20 protein-coding genes are annotated in these 22,871 nt (G+C 72.9%); 16 read left to right on the plus strand and 4 right to left on the minus strand.

The genetic code is table 11. The features are described from left to right. The 3 genes from ABZ340_RS29280 to leuE form a co-directional block, all read left to right on the plus strand. On the plus strand, window positions 1–426 hold a 426-nt coding region (locus ABZ340_RS29280; RefSeq protein WP_358784852.1), incomplete at its 5' end, for a methylmalonyl-CoA mutase family protein. 99 nt (window positions 427–525) lie between these two features. Continuing rightward, window positions 526–1,098, plus strand: coding sequence for a Uma2 family endonuclease (locus tag ABZ340_RS29285; protein WP_358784900.1), 573 nt, complete (start codon window positions 526–528; stop codon window positions 1,096–1,098). A 59-nt stretch (window positions 1,099–1,157) separates the two neighbouring features. Further along, window positions 1,158–1,832 (plus strand): leucine efflux protein LeuE, encoded by a 675-nt coding sequence (gene leuE / locus ABZ340_RS29290; protein ID WP_358784853.1) that lies wholly within the window; start codon window positions 1,158–1,160, stop codon window positions 1,830–1,832. A gap of 49 nt (window positions 1,833–1,881) precedes the next feature. On the opposite strand, the gene ABZ340_RS29295 is transcribed toward leuE, so the two are convergent. The 4 genes from ABZ340_RS29295 to ABZ340_RS29310 all read right to left on the minus strand — a co-directional run bounded on the left by ABZ340_RS29295 (window position 1,882) and on the right by ABZ340_RS29310 (window position 6,387). Continuing rightward, window positions 1,882–2,811 carry a class I SAM-dependent methyltransferase gene (locus ABZ340_RS29295; RefSeq protein WP_358784854.1) on the minus strand — a complete coding sequence of 310 codons (930 nt, stop codon included), beginning with the start codon at window positions 2,809–2,811 and terminating at the stop codon, window positions 1,882–1,884. Window positions 2,812–2,874: 63 nt separating this feature from the next. Next, a complete protein-coding gene (locus ABZ340_RS29300; protein WP_358784855.1) occupies window positions 2,875–4,020 on the minus strand; it encodes an acyltransferase in 1,146 nt (381 codons plus the stop codon). A 55-nt stretch (window positions 4,021–4,075) separates the two neighbouring features. Next, the gene (locus ABZ340_RS29305) at window positions 4,076–5,410 is read right to left on the minus strand and encodes an alpha-2,8-polysialyltransferase family protein (RefSeq protein ID WP_358784856.1); all 1,335 of its coding nucleotides are present in this window, start codon (window positions 5,408–5,410) and stop codon (window positions 4,076–4,078) included. Next, window positions 5,407–6,387, minus strand: a complete 981-nt coding sequence (locus tag ABZ340_RS29310; protein WP_358784857.1) for a glycosyltransferase family 2 protein — start codon at window positions 6,385–6,387, stop codon at window positions 5,407–5,409. The genes ABZ340_RS29305 and ABZ340_RS29310 overlap by 4 nt, the downstream gene beginning before the upstream one ends. Before the next feature lie 264 nt (window positions 6,388–6,651). Here ABZ340_RS29310 and ABZ340_RS29315 point away from each other — a divergent pair, with 264 nt between their 5' ends. The 13 genes from ABZ340_RS29315 (at window position 6,652) to ABZ340_RS29375 (ending at window position 22,839) form a co-directional block, all read left to right on the plus strand. Then, window positions 6,652–7,935 carry a DUF6716 putative glycosyltransferase gene (locus ABZ340_RS29315; protein WP_358784858.1) on the plus strand — a complete coding sequence of 428 codons (1,284 nt, stop codon included), beginning with the start codon at window positions 6,652–6,654 and terminating at the stop codon, window positions 7,933–7,935. 32 nt (window positions 7,936–7,967) lie between these two features. Then, complete coding sequence (locus ABZ340_RS29320) at window positions 7,968–9,251, plus strand: N-acylneuraminate cytidylyltransferase (protein WP_358784859.1); 1,284 nt, start codon at window positions 7,968–7,970, stop codon at window positions 9,249–9,251. A gap of 13 nt (window positions 9,252–9,264) precedes the next feature. Continuing rightward, the gene (locus ABZ340_RS29325; protein ID WP_358784860.1) at window positions 9,265–10,203 is read left to right on the plus strand and encodes an N-acetylneuraminate synthase family protein; all 939 of its coding nucleotides are present in this window, start codon (window positions 9,265–9,267) and stop codon (window positions 10,201–10,203) included. A 50-nt stretch (window positions 10,204–10,253) separates the two neighbouring features. After that, a complete protein-coding gene (locus ABZ340_RS29330; protein WP_358784861.1) occupies window positions 10,254–11,321 on the plus strand; it encodes a hypothetical protein in 1,068 nt (355 codons plus the stop codon). Window positions 11,322–11,681: 360 nt separating this feature from the next. Beyond that, a complete protein-coding gene (locus ABZ340_RS29335; RefSeq protein ID WP_358784862.1) occupies window positions 11,682–13,418 on the plus strand; it encodes a hypothetical protein in 1,737 nt (578 codons plus the stop codon). 92 nt (window positions 13,419–13,510) lie between these two features. Further along, on the plus strand, window positions 13,511–13,891 hold the full coding sequence (locus tag ABZ340_RS29340; RefSeq protein WP_358784863.1) for a hypothetical protein: 381 nt from the start codon (window positions 13,511–13,513) through the stop codon (window positions 13,889–13,891). A gap of 317 nt (window positions 13,892–14,208) precedes the next feature. Beyond that, a complete protein-coding gene (locus ABZ340_RS29345) occupies window positions 14,209–15,459 on the plus strand; it encodes an amidohydrolase (RefSeq protein WP_358784864.1) in 1,251 nt (416 codons plus the stop codon). Between the two features lie 232 nt (window positions 15,460–15,691). Then, window positions 15,692–16,747 carry a BMP family ABC transporter substrate-binding protein gene (locus ABZ340_RS29350; protein ID WP_358784865.1) on the plus strand — a complete coding sequence of 352 codons (1,056 nt, stop codon included), beginning with the start codon at window positions 15,692–15,694 and terminating at the stop codon, window positions 16,745–16,747. A 489-nt stretch (window positions 16,748–17,236) separates the two neighbouring features. Further along, window positions 17,237–18,283 (plus strand): BMP family ABC transporter substrate-binding protein, encoded by a 1,047-nt coding sequence (locus tag ABZ340_RS29355; RefSeq protein WP_358784866.1) that lies wholly within the window; start codon window positions 17,237–17,239, stop codon window positions 18,281–18,283. A 209-nt stretch (window positions 18,284–18,492) separates the two neighbouring features. After that, a complete protein-coding gene (locus ABZ340_RS29360) occupies window positions 18,493–20,052 on the plus strand; it encodes an ABC transporter ATP-binding protein (protein ID WP_358784867.1) in 1,560 nt (519 codons plus the stop codon). Next, window positions 20,052–21,176 (plus strand): ABC transporter permease, encoded by a 1,125-nt coding sequence (locus tag ABZ340_RS29365; protein WP_358784868.1) that lies wholly within the window; start codon window positions 20,052–20,054, stop codon window positions 21,174–21,176. Before ABZ340_RS29360 ends, ABZ340_RS29365 begins: the two co-directional genes overlap by 1 nt. Then, a complete protein-coding gene (locus ABZ340_RS29370) occupies window positions 21,173–22,450 on the plus strand; it encodes an ABC transporter permease (protein WP_358784869.1) in 1,278 nt (425 codons plus the stop codon). The genes ABZ340_RS29365 and ABZ340_RS29370 overlap by 4 nt, the downstream gene beginning before the upstream one ends. Further along, a complete protein-coding gene (locus ABZ340_RS29375) occupies window positions 22,447–22,839 on the plus strand; it encodes a cytidine deaminase (RefSeq protein WP_358784870.1) in 393 nt (130 codons plus the stop codon). Before ABZ340_RS29370 ends, ABZ340_RS29375 begins: the two co-directional genes overlap by 4 nt. Window positions 22,840–22,871: the final 32 nt, after the last annotated feature.

Here is a 22,871-nt window from a genome sequence, read left to right on the forward strand (position 1 = left end):
GCGGCGGCGCTGGAGCTGATGGGCAAGGTCGAGGACCTGGGCGGCGCGGTCGATGCGATCGAGCACGGCTTCCAGAAGCAGGAGATCGAACGCAATGCCTACCGCATCGCCCAGGAGACCGACTCCGGCGAGCGGGTGGTGGTCGGCGTCAACCGCTTCCAGCTCGACGAGGAGGAGCCGTACGAGCCGCTGCGCGTCGACCCCGCCATCGAGGCCCAGCAGGCGGAGCGGCTGGCCAGGCTGCGCGCCGAGCGGGACCGGCGCGCGGTGGACTCGGCCCTGGACGCCCTGAAGAAGGCCGCGGCGGGTGAGGACAACGTCCTCTACCCCATGAAGGACGCCCTGCGCGCCCGCGCCACCGTCGGCGAGGTGTGCAACGCGCTGCGCGAGGTGTGGGGGACGTACGTGCCGTCGGATGCCTTCTGACGTGGGCTGATCCTCCGTATGGATGATCAAGGGCGGAAAGTGCACGTACCCGGTTACGCTCGTGTTGGGTGTTCCCGTAAGGAGGGTGCCGTGGCTGTGATGCTGCACGAGTCGTCGCTCGCCGACGCTGCAGACCGGCTCTGGGAGGAGCTGCCCGGGCACCGGGTGGAGATCCTCAACGGGAGCATTGTCGTGACACCGCCGCCTGATGGGCCGCATCAAGAGACGCTGACCTGGCTGATCGAGGAATTCGCGAAAGCCCGCGCCCGGCAGGCGGGAGTCAGGTACGTACAGGGCATCGGTCTCTGGCTGCCGACCGGACCGGACGATTACGCGGTGCCGGACTTCTCTGTCGTCGACGCGGACTACAGGGACGCCCTGGTCGAGAAGAACTGCTACGCGCCGTACGTCTTCCGCCTTGTTCTGGAGGTCACATCCTCCAACTGGACGAACGACACAGCGACCAAGGTCGACATCTACGCGCGCGCCGGCATCCCCGCCTACCTCGTCGTCGACCGCAAGCACGGCGAGGTCCTTCTCCACACCGACCCGGCCGGCGGCAAGTATCCCGAGCCTCAGTGTTTCAAGCGAGGCGAGACCGTCCCCGTCCCGGAGTCCGTCGGGGTCTGCCTCGACCTCACCGTCGGCACCCTCCTCGACGGCGACGACTGAGCGTCTCGCTCTCCGGAAATCGAAACGGGAGTGTCGCACCGCCGTGCGACACTCCCTCCATGTTCGGCGTCACTGACCTCCCCACCTACCTCGCGGGCCTCGTCCTGATCGTCCTGCTCCCCGGCCCCAACTCCCTGTACGTCCTCTCCGTCGCCGCCCGCAGCGGTGTGCGCGCCGGCTACCGTGCCGCCGCCGGCGTCTGGTGCGGGGACACCGTGCTGATGACCCTGTCGGCCGCCGGGGTCGCCTCGCTGCTCCAGGCCAACGCCCTGCTGTTCGGGATCGTGAAGTACGCCGGGGCCGGATATCTGACGTGGCTGGCCGTGGGCATGCTGCGGGCCGCCTGGGGGATGTGGCGCACCCGGCGCGACAGGAGCGACGAGACCGCCGGGAACGCCGGCGGCACCGCCCCGGCCGCCGGTGCCGCCGCCGGTGAGCGGCCCTACCGCCGCGCCCTGGTCATCAGCCTCGTCAACCCGAAGGCGATCCTCTTCTTCGTCGCCTTCTTCGTGCAGTTCGTCGACCCGGGCTACGCCTACCCCGCCCTCTCCTTCGTCGTCCTCGGCGCCCTCGCCCAGCTGGCCAGCGTCCTCTACCTCAGCGCGCTGATCTTCAGCGGCACCAGGCTGGCCGCCGCCTTCCGCCGCCGCAAGCGCCTGTCGGCGACGGCGACCTCGGCGGCGGGCGCGCTGTTCCTGGGCTTCGCGGTGAAGCTGTCCCTGGCGAGCGCCTGAGGGCCGGGCCCACGCCCCGGCGCTACGAGCCCGCCTACACCCCGGCGCGCTACGAACCCGCCCGCGCCCCCGGCGCCCGGCGCACGCGTCCCGCGCGGTAGCGGCGGACGGCCCGGGTGACGACCGGAGGCAGCAGGTCCACGGCGAGGCGGCGGGCGCGGGCGGTGCCGGCGGGTCGCCGTGCCGCCGGGCCCGGCCGGGGCGCCGGGACGGGGGCCACGTAGTGCCGCGAGCGCGGGAACGGCGGCGGCTGCATGCCCTTGGCGCGGGCCCGCACCAGGCGGTGCCCGGCGGCCTCCTGCACGCTCACCGAGCAGTCCTCGCGCCGGCGCAGCAGGGCGAGCAGTTCCTCCTGGAGGGGCCGGGGGTCGCCCCAGGTGCCGTACAGCTTCTGGGAGGAGAGGCAGACGGGGCGCAGGCCGCGGTTGAGCACCGCCTCCCACGCGGCGACGGAGACGCCGGGGGTGTGCTCGGAGCGGAAGTCGTCCAGGACGACGACGCCGTCGGGCAGCAGCAGCTCGCGGGCCGCCCCGATGTCGTCGCGGACGTGCTCGTACAGGTGCGAGGCGTCGATGTGGACGAACCGGCAGGTGCCCGGCGCGACCTCCTGGGTGATCACCGAGGTCGGAGCGTGGACGATCTCGGGCAGGGTGTCGTGGAAGGAGAGGTAGTTCCGCTCGAACGCCTGGCGGGTGAGCGAGGCGTACGACTGCGCCGACTCCGCGCGGTTGGCCTGGTCCGGAGCCTCGCTCCCGAACAGGTCGCACACCGTGAACCGTTCGCCCTCCCGGAGGTGATGCCCCATCAGGATCGCGCTCTTGCCCAGGTAGACGCCCAGCTCCAGCAGGTCGCCCCGCGGGCCCCGTGCCGCCTGCCGCTCCAGGAACCACGTGAACAGCATCTGGTCGAGCGGCCAGAACCAGCCGGGGACGTCGTTCAGCTCACCGGGGTATGTCTCGGTTGCTTGTGCAGTGGCCATGGGGGGAGGGTGCCTCCCGGGCGCACGCCGATCCAGCTCCACGCCGCATATCGTGTGAAGAATTCACCGGATGCCCGACAGCACCGCCCGCAATCGGGGGGTCAGCGGCTTCTCGACGTACCGGTGCAGCAGCCAGGCCAGCAGCAGCATCGCGGCCAGGGTCAGCGCGAAGGTCACCGCCGAGCCCAGGCGCAGACCGCGGTGCAGGGCGTGGATCACCACCCAGCCGAGGTGCTCGTGCACGAGGTAGAACGGGTACGTCAGCGCCCCCGCCACCGTCAGCAGGCGCCGGTCGGCCCACCGCGGCCGGCCCAGCGCGACCGCGGCGACCGCCGCGAAGCCGAAGGCGACGACGAGGACGATGCCGGCCGTGGTGCGGTGGGCGAAGGCGTGCGGATCGGCCGCGTTCCACAACGCGTCCACCGCGTGGTGCTGCCCGATCAGGAAGCCGACCGCCGCGATGCCCCAGCCGCAGGCGTCCCGCCGGTCGCGGTGGACGAGGTGGAGGCCGATGCCGCCGATGAAGAACGGCGCGTACTCGGGCATGAGGACCACGTCGAGCAGCGGTTCGCCGGCGGCCTGCGCGAGCACCGCCGCCAGGGTCCAGCAGGCGCAGAACAGGATCACGCGCCGCCGGTTCGCCCCGGGCACCACCACGCACAGCGCGAACAGCGCGTAGAACCGGACCTCCGCCCACAGCGTCCAGCACACCCCCAGCACCCGGTCCGCCCCCAGCGGCTGCTGAAGCAACGTCAGGTTCACCAGCGCGTCGCTCGGCGACACGGCGTCGTAGGCGACCACCGGCAGCGCGAACACCGCCGTCACCAAGGCCACCGCCACCCAGTACGCGGGCAGCAGCCGGGACGCCCGGGAGGCGAAGAACGACGACAGGGAGCGGCCCCAGCCGCTCATGCAGATCACGAACCCGCTGATCACGAAGAAGATCTGCACGCCCAGACAGCCGTAGGAGAAGAGGGTGTGCAACGTGGGGAACTGGTGCTTGGGCGAGCTGCCCCACGCCTCGCTCACCTCACCGCCGCGCCCGCCGTAGTGGTAGACGGCCACCATCAGCGCGGCCAGCAGGCGCAGCCCGTCCAGGGCGCGCAGCCGGTTCGGCGCGCGGGCCGGGGCGGGGGCGGCCGGGGGCGGCCCGGCGGGGGCGGTGGTGCCGGGGTGCGGCGCGGACGCCGTGACGGCCGTCTCGGTCACGGGCACGACTCCTTCGGCCGTTCGCGGTCAGGGCCGGGGACGGGGCGGGGCGGCGTCACCGCTTCAGGGAGCGCCGCAGCGCCCGGGCCCGCCGCACCACCCTGCGTGCCGCGGAGTTGCGGGGCAGGAACGCCAGCCGCTGCGGGATGCCGCCGGGCAGGCCCAGCGAGGTCAGCCGCTTCTTCTTGAAGTACCGCCAGGTGTGGGCGTCCAGCCGCGTCCTCAGGTACTCCTCGGCCTCCGGCCGCAGCTGCGGCAGGATCTTCGGCTGCATCGCGTACCCGACGGTGCGGACGAGGGCGGTGAGGGTGCCGGTGTCCGTGCCCCGGCGCTGTTCGGCGACGGCCGCCGGGTCGGACGGTTCGGGCAGCAGCGCGTCGACGATCGTGACGGGGACGCGGTTGCTGTTCTCGTACGGGGTGAGCCGGTCCAGCAGCGTGTCCGTGCCGACGCGGGCGACCGGCAGGCCGTACAGCGTGGACGCGGTGAGCAGGGCCGTGGAGAAGCAGCCGACGACCAGCGCCGGGCGCATGCGCTGGTACAGCACCTCCGCGAGGACGGGCGTGTCGAGGACGGTGAGGCCGACGCCGAGCCGCTCGGACTCCCGCTCCAGGGTGCGGGTGAAGCGGGCCGGGGCCGAGGGGTGCGGCTTGAACACGACCCGCTCGTGGCCCAGGCCGGCCGCCGACCGCACCATCCGCACGTGCAGGTCCTCCTCCTCGTCGGGGGAGAGGATGTCCAGCGCGGACAGGTACTGGCCCAGCAGCAGGGCGGGCCCGGCGACGTCGGGCAGGGCGTCCTCGGTGTCGGCCAGTTCGGCGAGCACCTTGGTGAACGCGGCGGTCGGCACGGTCTCGGGCGCGACGCCGAACTCGGTCAGCAGCAGCGGGGTCAGGCCCGGCACCAGGTCCAGGTGGAGCAGCCGCTCCACGCGCGTGCCGACCAGCGGGTCGAGCTTGGTGCGGGTGGGGCCGTAGCTCATCAGGCCGTCCGCGTAGACGGTGACCGGCGCGTCGGTGAAGATCTGCGTCACGCCGAGCGCCGGGTGCACCTGGATCGACTCCACGGCGAGGGCGACGTCGTCGTCGCCGAGCTCCCACAGCCGCCGCAGATGCCGCTCCCACAGCGGGACGTCCTCCGTGCGCGGCGACCAGCCGCCGGGGTGGAAGGGGGAGATCACCTCGTTCCACGACACGACGTCGTCGAACCGCGTCCGCAGCCGCTCGAAGCCGGGCATCGCGTCGGCCGAGGGCGTCGTCTCGGGCGTCGCCGCGTTGTTGGACACCACCAGGATCCGCCGGCCGGCAGGGGCGAAGCAGCCGGAGTCGAGGGCGGCGGCGAGGGTGGCCGTGCCGTAGAGCGTGGAGGCCAGGAAGATCTGCGTGGTCACGCCGCCACCTCCCCGGCGGGCACCGGGCGGCGGCGCAGCCGGCGCAGCCGCCCGGCGCGCTCGGCGTCCATCGAGCGGAGCACCTCGTCGAGCGCGTCCTGCGGCATCCGCCGCAGCGCGGCGGCGCTCATCGTCCTCAGTCTGCGGGCCACGGCCGGCTCGAACCTCTCGATGGAACCCAGGTGGTGGGAGATGATGGCGCAGTACGTGCGCACGGCCTTGGGCAGCAGCCGGTCCGCGTCGGGGTCCTCGGCGGTCTCCCGGAGCACCTGGTCGAAGGCGCGGACGAAGTCGAGCTGGCGGGCGTCGCCGATCTGCGTCAGCGACGAGGCGACCCCGCGCCGGTAGAAGACGCCGAGCAGCCCGGTCACGGCGAACGACTCCGCCTCCCGGTGCAGCTTCCAGATCCACGGCCGGTCCTCGGCCGTGCGCAGCCCGTCGGTGAAGTGCAGCAGACCGCGGTCGACGAGCCGGCGGTGGTAGACGCCGGCCCAGGCGTAGGCGTAGTCGACGGACGTGGTGCGGTGGGCGGGCAGGATCGCGTCGCGCGGGCACAGGGGGACGTTCCTGCGGCCGTGCGGCACGCGGCGCACCGTGCGCGCCCGCCCCGTGCACTGCACGTGGTCGGTGCGGACGAAGTCGCAGCCCAGCTTCTCGATGACGGCGACCAGCCGGTCGTAGTACCCGGGCGCCAGCCAGTCGTCGCCGTCCAGGAAAGCGAGGTACTCGCCGCGCGCCCGGTCGATGCCGGTGTTGCGGGCGGTCGCCAGGCCGCCGTTGCGCTCGTGTCTGACCAGCACCGCGCCGGGCAGCTCGCGCTCCGCGCGCGCGAGAATGTCCGGTGTCCCGTCGGTCGAGCAGTCGTCGACGAGAATGAATTCGAAGTCGTCCCGCGCGTTCGCGCGCAGACTCCTCAGGGCGTCGGGGGCGTATTGCTGCACGTTGTAGAACGGCACGATGACGGAGAGCTTGAGCACGCAGGCGACGGTAGGCCGCGGCCCGGCATTCGGTTTTACCTGCGGCTTGATGCGGAGTGAACGGCACGTGGCGAAGGTGTGAAGCGAACGCTTTTCCGGACGTCACACGGTCCGATTCCCCATTCGGCGATGTGCTGTTAACCGTTTGTTGCGTTCGGGTTGGGCGGTTCCTAGAAATGCCTTCCTAGCGTCTTCGGCGTGCCAGCAAGTGCAGCAGACACAGCAAGCGCGGCCCGCGCGACCGACGAGGGGAAAGCCCTCCGCGTGGCCGTCCTCGCGGATTCCGACACCCGGTGGAAATGGGGCGCGCTCACCGCGCGGCGCACCGCCCCCCGGGAATCGGACGTCCGTCTGGACGGCTACCTCCTGCGGGGCCGCGCCACCCCCACCGCCCGCCAGCTCCGGGAGGTCGGCGTCCGCGCCGACGCCCTGAGCGAGGTCACCGCCGTCGAGTTCCTGCGCGCCATGGCGCGCGAGCCGTACGACGTCCTGGTCCTCGCCCTGGTCGGCGGCGGCGTGCAGGCGATGCTGCACGGCCTGAAGCGGGTGTGGGAGGACCGTACGGACCGCCCCGTCGTCGTCACCGGCTACGTCGGCGTCGTCTACGAGAAGCTCGCCGACGGCCTGCTGCTGCGGCACGGCGCCGACCTCGTCCTCGCCAACTCCCGCCAGGACGCCGAGCGTTTCCGCGCCGTGTACGAAGGGGTCGGCGCCGACGCCTCCGCGGTGACCGAGGTGGCGCTGCCGTTCCTGGGCGGCGCCCCCTACACCGGCGGGCACGACCCCTACACGGTCGTCTTCGCCGCCCAGCCCTCCGTCCCGGAGAGCCGCGCGGACCGTACGTACCTGCTGGACCGGCTCGTCCGGCACGCCCGCCGCCACCCCGAGCGCCAGGTGCTGCTGAAGCTGCGCTCCAAGCCCGGCGAACACACCACCCACATCGAGGAACTGCCCTACCAGAAGCTGGCCCAGAAGGCGGACCCGCCGCCCAACTTCCGCCTCGTCTACGGCCACATGGGCGAGGTCCTGGACCGCACCGACCTGCTGGTGACGGTCAGCTCCACGGCCGCCCTGGAGGCCCTGCACCGCCGTATCCCGACCGTCGTCCTCACCGACCTCGGCATCCGCGAGGCGCTCGGCAACCACCACTTCACCGGCTCCGGCTGCCTGGCCTCCTGGGACCAGCTCGACGCCGGGCACCGCCCGGTGCCGGACGAGGAGTGGCTGGCCCGGCAGGGCGTCGCGGCCGACGGCGCCTACGAGACCGCGTTCGACACCGCGCGGGAGCGCATCGCGGGGCTGCTCGGCCGGTCCGGCGGCCTGCCCCCGCTGACCCCGTACTACACCCCCGTCACCGCCCCCGGCTACCTGCCCGGCATCCTCGCCCGACACCACCTCGGCCCCGACGGAACCCCGCTGCCGGGCGCCCCCGCCGCCGACCGGGAGCCCGGCCCGGTCCGGCAGATCGTCCGCCGCGCGGCCCGCGGCGCCTACCGGCACGGCGTGCAGCGCGTGGCGCCCGTCATCCGGCGGATGGGGGAGCTGTGACCGCCCCGACCCCCGACCGAGGAGCAGAACCCATGTCCGATCCGCAACCGGTGCGCCGGGTCCTCGCGGTCATCCCCGCGCGCGGCGGCTCCAAGGGCGTGCCCGCCAAGAACCTCGCCCCCGTGGGCGGCGTCCCGCTGGTGGCCCGCGCCGTGCGCGAGTGCCGCGCCACCCGGCTGGTGACCGACGTCGTCGTCTCCACCGACGACCAGGCCATCGCCGCCGTCGCCCGCCAGGCCGGCGCCGAGGTCGTGCTGCGGCCCGCCGCCATCGCCGGCGACACCGCCACCTCCGAGGCCGCGGTGCTGCACGCCCTGGACGCCCACGAGGCGCTGCACGGCTCGCCCGTCGACGTGGTGCTGCTCGTCCAGTGCACCAGCCCGTTCCTCGTCCGCGAGGACGTCGACGGGGTCGCGGGCGCGGTCGCCGAGGGCGGCGCGGACACGGCCGTCACCGTCGCCCCGTTCCACGGCTTCGTCTGGCGCGACGGCGACGGCGACGGTGCCGGGGACGGCGGTCACGGCGTCAACCACGACAAGGCGTTCCGGCCCCGCCGCCAGGACCGCCCCCAGGACTTCCTGGAGACCGGCGCCGCCTACGCGATGGACGCGGCCGGCTTCCGCGCGCACCGCCACCGCTTCTTCGGCCGCACCGAACTGGTCCGCACCGACCCGGCCCGCGTCCTGGAGATCGACGACCCGCACGACCTGGCCCGCGCCCGCGCGCTCGCCCCCCTCTTCGACGCCCACCGCTCCGACGCGCTGCCGGCCGCCGCCGACGTCGACGCGGTCGTCCTCGACTTCGACGGCACCCAGACCGACGACCGGGTGCTGATCGACGCCGACGGGCGCGAGTTCGTCACCGTGCACCGCGGCGACGGGCTCGGCATCGCCGCCCTGCGCCGCAGCGGCCTGCGCCTGCTGATCCTGTCCACCGAGACCAACCCGGTCGTCGCCGCCCGCGCCCGCAAGCTGGGCATCCCCGTCCTGCACGGCGTCGACCGCAAGGACGTCGCGCTGAAGCAGTGGTGCGAGGAGCAGGGCATCGCCCCCGAGCGGGTGCTCTACGCCGGCAACGACGTCAACGACCTGCCGTGCTTCGCCCTCGTCGGCTGGCCCGTGGCGGTCGCGAGCGCCCATGACATCGTCCGCGGCGCCGCCCGCGCGGTCACCACCGCCCCCGGCGGCGACGGCGCGGTCCGCGAGATCGCCGGCTGGCTCCTCGGCCCCTCGCTCGACGCCCCCGACCCCCGCTTCCCTTCCCCCGAACGCTCCCGCGAGCGCTCTCCCGAACCCCTCACCCAGCCCACCGAGTAAGGACCCCCTGATCATGAGCACCAACTCCCGCCTGCGCACCCTCGGCTCCCGCGAGGCCGGCCCCGGCCGCCCCGTCTACATCACCGGCGAGATCGGCATCAACCACAACGGCGACCTGGAGAACGCCTTCAAGCTCATCGACGTGGCCGCCGAGGCCGGCTGCGACGCCGTCAAGTTCCAGAAGCGCACGCCGGAGATCTGCACCCCGCGCGACCAGTGGGACATCGAGCGCGACACCCCCTGGGGCCGGATGACGTACATCGACTACCGCCACCGCGTGGAGTTCGGCGAGGACGAGTACCGGCAGATCGACGAGTACTGCAAGGAGAAGGGGATCGACTGGTTCGCCTCCCCGTGGGACACCGAGGCCGTCGCCTTCCTGGAGAAGTTCGACGTCCCCGCCCACAAGGTCGCCTCCGCCTCCCTCACCGACGACGAGCTGCTGCGCGCCCTGCGCGCCACCGGCCGCACGATCATCCTCTCCACCGGCATGTCGACGCCGAAGCAGATCCGTCACGCCGTCGAGGTCCTCGGCAGCGACAACATCCTGCTCTGCCACGCCACCTCCACCTACCCGGCCAAGGCCGAGGAGCTGAACCTCCGCGTGATCAACACGCTGGAGAAGGAGTACCCGAACGTCCCGATCGGCTACTCCGGCCACGAGACCGGCCTGCAGACCACCCTCGCCGCCGTCGCCCTCGGCGCCTGCTTCGTCGAGCGCCACATCACCCTCGACCGCGCCATGTGGGGCTCCGACCAGGCCGCCTCCGTCGAGCCGCAGGGCCTCGCGCGCCTGGTCCGCGACATCCGCACCATCGAGGAGGCGCTCGGCGACGGCGTCAAGAAGGTCTACGAGTCCGAGCTCGGCCCGATGAAGAAGCTGCGCCGGGTCCCCGGCGCCGTCGCCGAGGCGGAGATCGCCGCCGCCGCGGGCGAGCCGCTCTCCGTCTGACCCGCCCCACCCTTCCCCCCAACGCCCTACGACGGGACGGTCGTACGCCGATGAGCCCCCGCGCCGGGAATGCCGGCCCCTCCACTCTCGCCTTCGTCGAGAGCCCGGTACAGCTCCTGAACGTGCTGGAGTGGGCGCACCTGCACGCGCCCGGCGCGGGACTCGCCCTGGTGGTGCTCTCGCCCGTCGACCCGATGACCCGGGGCCAGCTGCGCCGCATGGCGGAACTGGCCCGCAAGGAGGGCCACGAGGTCCGCTGGGAGGAGGCCCGCGGCGGCGCCGCGGCCCCCTTCCGGACGGTGGGGGGCCTGACGGGCGCTCTGCGCCACGCCGAGCGGATCGTCCTGGGCGACCCCTTCTCCCGCTACGTGCAGCTCCTGCTGACCCTCACCCGCGCCCGCGACCTGGTCGTCGTCGACGACGGCACCGCCACCATGGAGTTCGTCACCCAGCTGGCGCGCGGCGAACGCCTGGTGCGCTGGCACCGCAAGGGCGGCCGCCCCGGCCCGCGCGACCTGCTCTTCGCCCCGGTGTCCTCCGCCGCCCGCCGCCGGCTGGCCCCGTCCCGGGGCCGCCGGGTGGAGGTCTTCTCCGCCATGCCGATCGAGCAGGCCCCCGACGGCGTGACGGTCACCCCCAACGCCTTCGCCTGGACCCGCGCCCGCTTCGGCCCGCCCCGCCTCACCAAGGGCGCCGACATGGTCGGCACCTCGCTGGTGGAGACCGGCGTCGTCGACGGCGACCGGTACGTGGCCGCCGTACGGCAGCTGGCGAAGACCCACGGGGCGGCCCGCTACTTCGCCCACCGCCGCGAGAGCGCCGAGAAACTCCACCGGCTGGCCGTGGAGACCGGCCTGCAGATCGTCCGCCCCGACCTCCCCCTGGAACTCATCGCCCGCCGCGGCCCCGTCGGCCGCACCGTCCTCAGCTTCCCCTCCACGGTCGTCCACACCCTGCCCCTGGCCCTGGCCGGTACGGAGGTGAAGGTCGCCGTCTGCGACATCGACCCGGCGTGGCTCACCCGGCACGCCTCCCCGCGCGCGCAGGGCTTCCTGTCCGGGGTGACGGGCTCGGCACGGGACGTGCACCGCCTGGCGGCGGTGGCGATCACCGGATAGCCCCCCGTGCCCGGATAGTCCCCCCGCGCGCACGGGTAGTCCTCACCAGCAGGCGGACTCCCTCCGGGAGAGTGGATAGTCCCCCCGCGCGCACGGATAGTCACCTGCCCGGGTGGCCCGCGTCCCGAGCGGCCCCCGTGCTTGGGCGGCCCGCGCCCGGGCGGCCTGAGTCCTGGCGCCCGCATCCTGGTGGCCCGCGCCCGGGCGGCCTGAGTCCTGGCGCCCGCATCCCGGTGGCCCGCGCCCCGGTGGCCCACGCCCGGCGGCCCGTCCCCGCGGCGCCCGTGCCCCGCAACCCCGGCCCCTCGTCCCTCGTTGTTCCCTGCACACCTCGACCCGACCACAGCCTCGGGGGGCCGCATGGAACACGAACCCGCCACCACGGATCTCACCAAGGGCCTCCCCGGGCCCAGACCGCCCGTGTCCCCGGCCGGCGCGGAGCCGCCGGTCCGGTGGAACACCCCCACCCGGCACCTGTGCGCGGGCGCCTGGGTCGACGAGCCGTTCGCCCGCGCCGTCGTCCGGGAACTGGAACAGGAGCGGCACCGCGCCTGGGCCCCCTCGTACGGCGTCGACCGGCGGCTGCTGCTCCACCACGCCCGGCGCGCCCTGGAGGCCGTCCACCGCCGCGACATGGTGGTGTCCGCGGCCTGGCTGGCCGCCGCGCTCGTCGTACCGGCCGCCGCCGTCACCCGCGTCGTGATCTCCAAGTTCTCCGCGGGGGTGCGCGGCGGCGTCCGGCGGCTGCCCGGCATGCACAGCCTGCGCAGGGAGAAGGACGGCTCGCTGCGGGTCGACACCCCGATGTCTGGCCTCGCCGCCTCCGGCCTGTCCACCGCCGTGAGCACCACGTTGTGCGCGTACGCCCAGACCGCGCTGTCCCCCTGGGGCCCGTCCACCTTCCTGCCGGCGCTGCTGTGCACCGCCGTGCTGCTGGCGGGCGTGCCGTGGTGGGCGGCCTGGCGGCAGCAGCAGGAGGTCTGGCGCACCGCCTCCCGCGAGCTGGTGCCCGGCGCGCCGGCACCCGCCCCGCCCCCGGACACCGGGGCCGTCCCCGCGGGCGAGGGCAACCTCGTCATCCACAGTGGCTACCGGCCCTTCACCGGCTCCGGGACCGAGCTCACCTCCTGGTCGCTCGACCTGCGGCTGCGGCCCGCCCCCGGCGCCGCGCCGGCCACCCCCCTCACCACGGACGCCCTCGTCGACGCCCTCCGCGACGGCCTCGGCGCCCTCGGACGCGTCTCGGGCGGCGTCACCGGCCTCTCCGTCGAGGAACGGGTGTACGTCGACGGCTCCGAACTGGACGGGCCGGAACCCTTCTCCCGCACCCTCTTCTGGCCGGCCGGCGACCACGCCCGCCTGACCGCCCGGCCGGCCGACCGCGTACCGGACGAGACCGTGCGGCAGGCCCGGGGGCTCGTCGACGGCCCCGTGCGGCACTGCCTGTGCGTCCAGGTCAGCGGCTGGGACGCCGACATCGTGCTCACCGTCCACATCCAGGCCGCCGTGGTCCTGGGCACGCTGCACCTCAACAGCACCGCCTCGGTCCTCACCCCGGTGCGGGACGCCTACCAGGAGGTGGACCGCCTCACCGAACGCCACCACGGCGAGCACACCGCACGGGTCGCCGCCGCCGCGCTCTCCGCGATGCACGACAGCCTCGGCGGCCCGATCGCCCGCCCGCTGCGCCACCTCCTCTCCGGCATGGCGCAGGAGCGCCGGGAGGAACACCTCCAGGACGTCATCGCCCACGACCGGAGGTTCGACTTCGGCGCACGCACCGGCCTGCGGGAACGCGCCGGCTCCGACACGTACACGAACTACTTCCAGCGCGTCGACGTCCAGCGCGCCGCCCGCCGCATCGAGCTGCGGCTCCTCGCCGACCTCGGCAAGCTGCTGGAAGACCACGGCCTGGACACCTCCGAGCTGGAGGAGCGCCGCAACGTCATCCTCAACAACGGCGTCATCATGACGGGCGGCGCCATGCACGGCGCCATCGCCGCCGGCCCGGGCGCCCAGGCCGTCGCCGGCCTCGGCGGCCAGACCGTCACCGGCCCCCGGGCCCGCCCGGACGCCACACCCGCCGGCTCGTCCTGACCCGTCCCGGCCCCCGTCCCCGCCGTACCACGGCCTCCCCCCTCCTGACCACACCCCACACTCCACAGCCCACACCCCAGAGGAGTCCCACCATGAGCGAGCCCGGCGGCGTCAACCACGGCATCGTCATCGGCGGCAACGCCCACGTCTCCGGCTCCGCCCTGGCCGCCGGCGCGGGCGCCCGCGCGGTCCACGAGGGCCGGGCCGCGCAGGACGTACACGCCCTGGCCGCGCAGCTGCGCGCCCTCCTCGCCGAGGCGAGCGCGGGCGATGCCGTCACCCCGGCCCAGCGGCGGACCGCCGAGGAGGCCCTCACCGCGATCGAGGGCGAACTGGCGGCCGGCCTCCCCGCCACCGGCCGTCCGGCCCTCACCGACCGGATGCGCGAACTCGCCCTGTGCCTGGCCGGCACCGGGGCGCTCGCCCAGGCCGCCGACCAGCTCGTCACCGCCGTCCGCGCCCTCCTGGGCTGACGGGCACGGGCGGCACGCGGAACCACGGACGGCCCGGCGGACCCCGCCGGGCCGTCCGTCTGGTGAACGCGGACGCGTGGGCCGGGCGGGGCGTGGTATCCGTGAGAGAGACGGGTGGCCGGGGAGCGGTGCGCCGACACCGCTTCCCGTGGATTCCGGTGATCCACTCGACCGGCGAAAACCGGCGAGCCTACCCAGGAAATTCGACAGATATGCGTGGGGCGGCCAGATTTTCTTCCCCTGACGGGCTGAATTTTTGTTGATCGCGGGTCAACCGGCCGCCTGGGCGTCCTACCCTTCAGAGGGTGAAGCAACTGATGTCCCCAGAGTCCGAGGTCGACCTTCCCGGAGAAGCCCTGCTTCCCGGCGCGCTGCCCGAGGCACTGCGCGCCGAACTCGTCGCCTTCCGCCGCGACCTGCACATGCACCCCGAGCTGGGCAACCAGGAATTCCGCACCACCGCAGCGATCAAGGAACGGCTGGAGAAAGCGGGCCTCGCGCCCCGCGTCCTGCCTGCCGGAACCGGGCTCATCTGCGACATCGGCATCGGGGGAGGGGCGCAGCCCGATGGCCCCGGCGGCCCCGCCGGTTCCGCCATACTCGCCCTGCGGGCCGACATCGACGCCCTCCCCATCCCCGACACCAAGAGCGAGTGCCCGTACCGCTCGACCGTGCCGGACCGGGCGCACGCCTGCGGGCACGACGTGCACACCACCGTCGTCCTCGGAGCCGGCCTGGTCCTCGCCGAGCTGCACCGGCAGGGCCTGCTGCCCCGGCCCGTGCGGCTGATCTTCCAGCCCGCGGAGGAGGTGCTGCCCGGCGGCGCGGCGGAAGCCATCGAGGCCGGGGCGCTCGACGGGGTCCACCGGATCCTCGCCGTGCACTGCGACCCCCGGGTGGACGCCGGGCGGATCGGGCTGCGGGAGGGCCCCATCACCTCCGCCTGCGACCGGCTGGAGATCGCGCTGGACGGCCCCGGCGGCCACACCGCGCGCCCCCACCTCACCACCGACCTGGTCACCGCCGTCGCCCGGGTCGTCACCGACGTGCCCGCGCTGGTCGCCCGGCGCGTCGACAGCCGCAGCGGGCTCGCCGTCACCTGGGGCCGGATCGAGTCCGGGCACGCCCCGAACGTCATCCCGCAACACGCCGAACTGGCCGGGACCGTCCGGTGCCTCGACCTCGACGCCTGGCGGCAGGCGCCCGACGTCGTGGTCGCGGCGATCGACGAGATCGCCAACCTGCACCGCGCCAAGTCCGAGATCACCTACGTCCGCGGTGTCCCGCCGGTGGTCAACCACCCGGTCGCCACCGAGCTGCTGCGCCAGGCCATGACCGCGCGGCGCGGCGCGGACGCGATCGAGGGCACCGAGCAGAGCCTGGGCGGCGAGGACTTCTCCTGGTACCTGGAGCGCGTGCCCGGCGCCATGGCCCGGCTCGGCGTCCGCCCGCCCGGCGAGCGCACCATCCGCGACCTGCACCAGGGCGACTTCGACGTGGACGAGCACGCCATCACCGTCGGCGTGGAGCTCTTCACCGCCGCCGCGCTCCTCGACGCCCTGGGCTGAGCCGCCGTCGTCCCGCTCCGGCCCTGACCCGACCGGAGCGGGACGGTCCCCTTTTTCCGCCCTCTCTCGTCCTCTCCCGTCCCCTTCGTTCCGGTGGTTCACCACGGCGTAACAGGCCACCGGCACGAATGGATAACGGCCCCGCGAAACCCCGTTCCCGAGGGTTTCTACGCGCGTTAATGTGCGCCGGACCGAGCACCCGCTGCGGGTTTCGGAGAATGGGGAACTTCGGATGCGCCGGATATCGAGACTGACTCGCGCCGTGGTGGGGGTCGCCTCGCTCGCCCTCGCCGTCACGGCCTGCGGCGGTACCAGCAACGAGAGCGACAACGCCGGTGACGGCGGCACGAAGGGCGACAAGGGCCTCGCCATCGCCTACGACATCGGCGGCCGGGGCGACCAGTCCTTCAACGACGCCGCCTACGCGGGCCTGGAGAGGGCGAAGAAGGAGTTCGGCTACACCACCGCCGACGTCGAGCCCACCGAGGGCGAGACGGACGCCGACAAGGAGCAGCGCCTGGCCTCACTGGCGCGCCAGGGGTACAACCCGGTCATCGGCGTCGGATTCGCCTACGGCCCGGCGATGGAGACCGTGGCCGCCAAGTACCCGGACACCACCTTCGGCATCGTCGACTCCGTGGTCGAGGGCGAGAACGTCGCCTCCCTCGTCTTCGCCGAGGAACAGGCCTCCTACCTCGCCGGGGTCGCCGCCGCGAAGGCCAGCAAGACCAAGGTCGTCGGCTTCGTGGGCGGCGTGGACGTGCCGCTGATCCACAAGTTCGAGGCGGGCTTCGAGCAGGGCGTGAAGGAGACCGACCCCAAGGTCGAGGTCCTCTCGCAGTACCTGACGCAGACGGCGGAGGAGGGCGGCTTCTCCAGCCCCGACAAGGGCAGGGCCGCCGCCGAGGGCCAGATCGAGAAGAAGGCGGACGTCGTCTACCACGCCGCCGGCCTGTCCGGCCAGGGCGTGATCGAGGCCGCCGCCAAGGCCGGGGTCTGGGCGATCGGCGTCGACTCCGACCAGTACAAGCAGGAAGCCCTCGCCCCGTACAAGGACCGGATCCTGACCTCGGCGACGAAGGACGTCGGCGGCTCGGTGTACGCCCTGGCCAAGTCCGTGAAGGACGGCAAGCCGCTGACCGGCACCCGGACCTTCGACCTGAAGGTCGACGGCGTCGGCCTGACCGAGAGCAACCCGCAGTTCGCCGGGATCCCGGGCCTGAAGGACGCGGTCGCCAAGGCGAAGGCGGCCATCATCGACGGCTCCATCAAGGTCAGGAGCCAGTGAACCGAGGCCGGGGGCCGGGGAACCGGGTCGGGAACCGATGAACCGGGCGCCTGCCTGAGCCGCCCGGTCCGGCAGCGGGCCGGGCCCCGGCTCCGCGGGCGGCCTCGGGCTGCGGCCATGTCGCCGATCCATGGCGGCGTGGCCGTCGCCGACGCGCCCGCGCCGGCTGCTGGCAGCGCCCGTCGGCCCGGCCGGGGCGCCACCGAACGGGCGAACTCTGGCGAACGTGTACGAAACGCCGGCACATCCCCGGTGCATCCCACGGGAGCCGCCCGTGCCGTCGGCCCCGCCCCAAGTCGCCCAGCGTCACCCAGTGCCACGCCCCCGGTGCCGTCGGCGAGGCACGGGCCGCCGGGCGCGAGGTGTTGGCCACGGGCGGATAACAAGGTGGACAGAAGGGGTTTTCAGGCAGGTCTACGCGCGTTAATCTGCGGCGAAGTCAGCGCCGAAGCCGAACCGTCCGGCGCTAGCACGACAGGAGCACCAGACATGCGCCGGATTTCCCGGATCACGGTCGCGGGCGCAGCGACCGCCTCCCTGGCCCTCGCCCTCGCCGCCTGCGGCGGCACCTCGACCTCCGGGTCGTCGGAGTCGAAGGGCGACAAGGGTCTCGCCATCGCCTACGACGTCGGCGGCAAGGGTGACCAGTCCTTCAACGACGCCGCCTACGCGGGCCTGGAGCAGGCGAAGAAGGAGTTCGGCTACACCACCGCCGACATCGAGCCCACCGAGGGCGAGACGGACGCCGACAAGCAGCAGCGCCTGGAGTCCCTGGCCAAGCAGGGCTACAACCCGGTCGTCGGTGTCGGCTACGCCTACGCCACCGCCATGAAGGCCGCCGCGGAGAAGTACCCGAAGACGACCTTCGGCATCGTGGACGACTCCACCGTCGAAGCCAAGAACGTGGCCGACCTGGTCTTCTCCGAGGAGGAGGCCTCGTACCTGGCCGGTGTCGCCGCCGCCAAGTCCACCAAGACCAAGGTCGTCGGCTTCGTGGGCGGCGTGGACGTGCCGCTGATCCACAAGTTCCAGGCCGGCTTCGAGCAGGGCGTGAAGGACACCGACCCCAAGGTCAAGGTCCTCTCCCAGTACCTGACGCAGACGGCGGAGGAGGGCGGCTTCTCCAGCCCCGACAAGGGCAAGACCGCCGCCGAGGGCCAGATCGAGAAGAAGGCCGACGTGGTCTACGCGGCCGCCGGCCTGTCCGGCCAGGGCGTGATCGAGGCCGCCGCCGCCAACAAGGTGTGGGCGATCGGCGTCGACTCCGACCAGTACAAGCAGGAAGCCCTCGCCAAGTACAAGGACTCCATCCTCACCTCGGCGATGAAGGACGTCGCGAAGGCGGTCTACAGCCTCGCGAAGTCCGTGAAGGACGGCAAGCCGCAGACCGGTATCGTCAGGGGCGATCTGAAGAGCGGCGAGGTGAGCCTGTCGAACTCCAACCCGAAGTTCGCGCAGAACGCCGAGCTCCAGGAAGCCATCAAGACGGCCAAGGAGAAGATCGTCAGCGGCGAGATCAAGGTCAAGAGCAGCTGACGCTGCACCACTTCGCATCAGCGTGCAGCCGCCGGGTCGCGTGAGCGCAGCGGGGTACGGGGAGGCAGTCTCCCCGTACCCCGTTGCCCGGTGCGCCACCCGTTTCGATGCCGTAGGGGCGCTACGCGCGTAGACGACCCCCGTCCCCAGGAGAGTGCGCCATCAACGCGTCCAGCAGCCCTCCGGCCGGCGCGGCGGTCAACGGTCAGGTGACCGCCGTCGAGCTCGCCGGGATCACGAAGCGTTTCCCCGGTGTCGTGGCCAACCACGACATCCACCTCACCGTCCGCAAGGGCACCGTCCACGCCCTCGTCGGCGAGAACGGCGCCGGCAAGTCGACGCTGATGAAGATCCTCTACGGCATGCAGAAGCCGGACGAGGGCACCATCGCGATCGACGGCGAGCAGGTCTCCTTCTCGTCGCCGGCCGACGCCATCGCCCGCGGCATCGGCATGGTCCACCAGCACTTCATGCTCGCCGACAACCTCACGGTCCTGGAGAACGTGGTGCTGGGCAGCGAGAAGCTGTACGGCATCGGTTCCAAGGCCCGCCGCAAGATCACGGAGATCTCCGACCGCTACGGCCTCGGCGTCCGTCCCGACGCCGTGGTCGAGGAGCTCGGCGTCGCCGCCCGCCAGCGCGTGGAGATCCTCAAGGTCCTCTACCGCGGCGCCCGCACGCTGATCCTGGACGAGCCCACCGCCGTCCTCGTGCCGCAGGAGGTGGACGCCCTCTTCGACAACCTGCGCGAGCTGAAGGCGGAGGGCCTGTCCGTCATCTTCATCTCCCACAAGCTGGGCGAGGTCCTCTCCGTCGCCGACGACATCACCGTCATCCGCCGCGGGACGACCGTCGGCACGGCCGTCCCGTCCGAGACGACGCCGCGTCAGCTCGCCGAGATGATGGTCGGCAGCGAGCTGCCGACGCCTGAGACCGCCGAGTCCACGGTCACCGACCGCCCGGTCCTCACCGTCGAGAAGCTGCGCCTGACCGCCCCCGGCGGCAAGGCCCTGCTCGACGACGTCACCTTCACCATCCACGCCGGCGAGGTCCTGGGCATCGCGGGCGTCGAGGGCAACGGCCAGACCGAGCTGGTCGACGCGCTGATCGGCCTGCGCCACGCCGACTCCGGCACGATCCGCCTCGGCGACGAGGAGATCACCGCCTGGCCGACGCGCAAGCGCCGCGAGCAGGGCGTCGGCTACATCCCCGAGGACCGCCACCGCCACGGCCTGCTCCTGGAGGCCCCCCTCTGGGAGAACCGCATCCTCGGCCACGTCACCGAGAAGCCCAACGCCAAGGGCGTCTGGCTGGACCCGAAGGCGGCCCAGGAGGACACCCGCCGGATCGTGACGCAGTACGACGTCCGCACCCCCGGCATCGACGTCACCGCCGCCTCCCTGTCCGGCGGCAACCAGCAGAAGCTGATCGTCGGCCGCGAGATGAGCCACAAGCCGCGCTTCCTCATCGCCGCCCACCCCACCCGCGGGGTGGACGTCGGCGCGCAGGCCGCGATCTGGGACCACATCCGCGAGGCGCGCCGCGAGGGCCTGGCCGTGCTGCTGATCTCCGCCGACCTGGACGAGCTGATCGGCCTGTCCGACACCCTCCGCGTGATCTACGACGGCCGCCTGGTCGCGGACGCCGACCCGGCCACCATCACCCCCGAGGAGCTCGGCTCGGCGATGACCGGTGCCGCGTCCGGCCACCTCGAACACGAAGAGACCCCGGCCGACGGCGGCCGGGGTGCGGAAGACGAGGCCCGTTGATGAAGAAGTTCGACAAGGAGCGCGTGCTCCTCGCGGTGGCCGGGCCGGTCATCGCGCTCGCCGTGGCCTTCGTGCTGAGCGCGATCGTGCTGATCGCCTCCGGCAAGAACCCCGTCGAGCCGTTCGCCCTCATGTTCGAGCAGGCCGGGTTCTCCGACATCCAGGTCCTGATCGTCAACCAGGCGTCGATGTACTACATCGCCGCCCTGGCGGTCGCCATCGGCTTCCGGATGAACCTGTTCAACATCGGCGTCGACGGCCAGTACCAGCTCGCCGCGATGATCGCCGCGATCGTCGGCGCCCACGCGAACCTGCCGGCGTTCCTCCAGATCCCGCTGCTGCTGCTGACCGCCGCCCTCACCGGCGCGTTCTGGTCCGGCATCGCCGGTGTCCTCAAGGTCACCCGCGGCGTCAGCGAGGTCGTCGCGACGATCATGCTCAACGCGATCGCCACCTCCGTCATCAGCTACCTGTGGCTGCCGGACGTCTTCGGCGTCAAGATCGGCAACAACAACACTACTGGCGAGATGCACGACTCCGGCTGGATCCCCGGCATCGACCTGGGCGCCGCCGGCGAGATCTACGGCCTGGTGGTCCTCGCCGCTCTGCTCGGCATCGGCTACTGGGTCGTCCTCAACCGCACCCGCTTCGGCTTCGACCTGCGCGCCTCCGGCGCCTCGGAGTCCGCCGCGGCGGCCAGCGGCGTCGACCCCAAGCGCATGGTGCTCACCGCCATGCTCATCTCCGGCGCCATCGCCGGTCTCGCGGGCCTGCCGATCCTGCTCGGCGACACCCACACCTACAGCCTCAACTTCCCCACCGGCATCGGCTTCCTCAGCATCGGCATCGCCCTGCTGGGCCGCAACAGCCCGGTCGGCATCGCCTTCGCCGCCCTGCTGTGGGCCTGGCTCGACAAGGCCAGCCCCGAGCTGGACTACCACGGCTACGACAAGGAGATCGCGGTCATCATGCAGGGCCTGATCGTCCTGGCCGTCGTCGTCTCCTACGAGGCCGTCCGCGAGTGGGGCCTGCGCCGCCAGCAACGCCGCGTCGGCGCCGAACTGGCCGCCGGCCACGTCCTGGGCGCCGGCACCGACACCACGAAGGAGGTGGCTGGCCGATGACCACCCCGCAGACCACGGCGACCGACGTCAACCAGCCCACGCTGCAGCCCGCGGCGCCCACCGGCCGCCGCCTGTCGCTGCCCGTCCTGCTGCTGCTCATCGCCGGGGCCCTGGCGCTGACCTCGCTCGTCCGCCTGATCACCGGCGCCGACGGCATCACCAACGTCAGCCAGATGTCCACCGCGCTCCAGCTCGCCGTCCCGATCGGCCTGGCGGGCCTCGGCGGCCTGTGGGCCGAGCGCGCGGGCGTCGTCAACATCGGCCTCGAGGGCATGATGATCCTCGGCACCTGGTTCGGCGCCTGGGCCGGCTTCCAGTGGGGCCCGTGGACCGGCGTCCTCGTCGGCATCGTCGGCGGCGCGCTCGGCGGCCTGCTGCACGCGATCGTCACCGTCACCTTCAACGTCAACCACATCGTCTCCGGTGTGGCCATCAACATCCTCGCCCTGGGCGCCACCCGCTACCTCGCCCCCCTCGCCTTCGAGGGCGAGCCCGGCGGCTCCGCCAAGCAGTCCCCGGCGGTGGACTCCCTCGGCCACTTCACCGTGCCCGGACTGTCCGACGCGCTCGGCGACCTCAACGACAAGGGCTGGTTCCTCGTCTCGGACGTCGCCGGCCTGCTCGGCGGCCTGGTCACCAACGTGTCCTGGCTGACCCTGATCGCCGTCGCGCTCATCCCCGCCACCTGGTGGATCCTGTGGCGCACCCCGTTCGGGCTGCGGCTGCGCTCCTGCGGCGAGAACCCGGTCGCCGCCGAGTCCCTCGGCGTCAACGTCTACACGTACAAGTACCTCGCCGTGATCATCTCCGGCGGCCTGGCCGGACTCGGCGGCGTCTTCCTCTCCCTGGTCGCCAACCCCTTCTACCTGGAGGGCCAGACCAGCGGACGCGGCTACATCGGCCTCGCGGCGATGATCTTCGGCAACTGGATGCCGGGCGGCCTCGCCATCGGCGCCGGCCTGTTCGGCTACACCGACAGCCTCAACCTGCGCGGCGGCTCCGCCAACGTCCACGCGCTGCTGCTGCTCGGCGCGCTGCTGCTGCTCGTGGGCGCCATCTGGCTGGCGGTCCGCAAGCAGTACGTCAAGGCCGCGGTCGCCTTCGTCGTCGGCGCCCTGGTCTTCGCCTGGTACGCGGGCACCGACGAGGTCCCCAACCAGGTCGTCTCCGCCACGCCGTACGTCGTCACGCTCGTCGTCCTCGCCCTGTCCGCGCAGCGCCTGCGCATGCCCAAGGCGGACGGCCTGCCCTACCGGAAGGGGCAGGGCAAGTGACCGGCGCCGACTGGGAGGCGCTGCGCCGGGCCGCCCGGGACGCCATGTCCCGGGCGTACGCCCCCTACTCCGGGTACGCCGTCGGCGCCGCCGCCCTGACCGACGACGGCCGCACGGTGACGGGCTGCAACGTCGAGAACGCCAGCTACGGCATCGGCCTGTGCGCCGAGTGCGGCCTGGTCTCCCAGCTCCAGCTCACCGGCGGCGGCCGGCTGACCCACTTCGTCTGCGTGGACGGCCACGGCGAGGTCCTCGTCCCCTGCGGGCGCTGCCGCCAGCTGCTGTACGAGTTCGGCGGCCCGGAGATGCTGCTGGAGACCCCGGCGGGCATCCTGACCCTGTCCGAGATGCTCCCGCAGGCCTTCGGCCCGGACCACCTCACCCGGTGACCCCCGCACGGCCCCTCCGAGCCGACAGCCGC

It is taken from the genome of Streptomyces sp. NPDC006134 (genome assembly GCF_040628835.1).
GTDB lineage: Bacteria > Actinomycetota > Actinomycetes > Streptomycetales > Streptomycetaceae > Streptomyces.

Coding starts and splice junctions, on each gene's coding strand:
- ABZ340_RS29285 (WP_358784900.1), top strand. CDS start 526: ATGCTGCACGAGTCGTCGCTCGCCGACGCTGCAGACCGGCTCTGGGAG.
- leuE (WP_358784853.1), top strand. CDS start 1,158: ATGTTCGGCGTCACTGACCTCCCCACCTACCTCGCGGGCCTCGTCCTG.
- ABZ340_RS29295 (WP_358784854.1), bottom strand. CDS start 2,811: ATGGCCACTGCACAAGCAACCGAGACATACCCCGGTGAGCTGAACGAC.
- ABZ340_RS29320 (WP_358784859.1), top strand. CDS start 7,968: ATGTCCGATCCGCAACCGGTGCGCCGGGTCCTCGCGGTCATCCCCGCG.
- ABZ340_RS29325 (WP_358784860.1), top strand. CDS start 9,265: ATGAGCACCAACTCCCGCCTGCGCACCCTCGGCTCCCGCGAGGCCGGC.
- ABZ340_RS29330 (WP_358784861.1), top strand. CDS start 10,254: ATGAGCCCCCGCGCCGGGAATGCCGGCCCCTCCACTCTCGCCTTCGTC.
- ABZ340_RS29335 (WP_358784862.1), top strand. CDS start 11,682: ATGGAACACGAACCCGCCACCACGGATCTCACCAAGGGCCTCCCCGGG.
- ABZ340_RS29340 (WP_358784863.1), top strand. CDS start 13,511: ATGAGCGAGCCCGGCGGCGTCAACCACGGCATCGTCATCGGCGGCAAC.
- ABZ340_RS29345 (WP_358784864.1), top strand. CDS start 14,209: ATGTCCCCAGAGTCCGAGGTCGACCTTCCCGGAGAAGCCCTGCTTCCC.
- ABZ340_RS29350 (WP_358784865.1), top strand. CDS start 15,692: ATGCGCCGGATATCGAGACTGACTCGCGCCGTGGTGGGGGTCGCCTCG.
- ABZ340_RS29355 (WP_358784866.1), top strand. CDS start 17,237: ATGCGCCGGATTTCCCGGATCACGGTCGCGGGCGCAGCGACCGCCTCC.
- ABZ340_RS29365 (WP_358784868.1), top strand. CDS start 20,052: ATGAAGAAGTTCGACAAGGAGCGCGTGCTCCTCGCGGTGGCCGGGCCG.
- ABZ340_RS29370 (WP_358784869.1), top strand. CDS start 21,173: ATGACCACCCCGCAGACCACGGCGACCGACGTCAACCAGCCCACGCTG.